Annotated in this window: 1 protein-coding gene; it reads left to right on the top strand. The window is 56.4% G+C overall.

Translation table 11 applies throughout. The features are described 5' to 3' along the window. Positions 1 to 77 precede the first annotated feature (77 nt). A partial coding sequence (locus ACNPAA_RS20990) for an IS5 family transposase (protein WP_417891997.1) occupies positions 78 to 697 on the top strand: 620 nt, incomplete at its 3' end.

Below are 697 nucleotides of genomic sequence, written 5' to 3'. Positions count from 1 at the left end.
GGCCTTGTTGCTCAAATCGGGGAACTATCTGTCATCTCGGTGATCTGATCCTGTAGCGCAGTCTCCGAGAGCATCAGATGGGCAAGTCCAAGCACAAGATCAGCAACTGGCAGCAGTACAACCAAGCCTTGGTGCAACGCGGTTCGTTGACCATCTGGATGGACGAACAAGCCATTAAGCAGTGGCATTGCCTGGTCCACCATGGCCGCCGAGGGAGAGGTTTCCACTACAGTGACACCGCCATTGAGACGGCCCTGATGCTAAAAGGCTTGTTCAAGTTGCCGCTGCGGGCGCTAGAAGGCTTCATTAACTCGTTGTTCCAACTGATGGCGGTGCCTTTGCAGTCGCCGGACTATAGCTGTATCAGCAAGCGCGCCAAGACCGTCGACATCAAGTACCGCCTCCCCAGCCAAGGCCCGGTGGCTCACTTGGTCATTGATGCCACCGGCCTCAAGGTCTATGGCGAAGGCGAATGGAAAATTCGCAAACACGGCAAGGAGAAGCGACGAGTGTGGCGCAAGCTCCACTTGGCGGTGGATGCCACAACCCATGCGGTCATCGCTGCCGAAGTCAGCCTGGAGACGGTGGCGGATAACGAGGTGTTACCGACGTTGCTCAACCCCTTACGACGCAAGATAAAACAGGTCAGCGCCGATGGTGCGTATGACACCAAGGCCTGTCATGCGCTACTGAAGAA

This window comes from Aeromonas sp. PS2Canimalfood6 (assembly GCF_048276795.1).
GTDB lineage: Bacteria > Pseudomonadota > Gammaproteobacteria > Enterobacterales > Aeromonadaceae > Aeromonas > Aeromonas caviae.
This window is presented reverse-complemented; position numbering and strand designations above follow the sequence as displayed.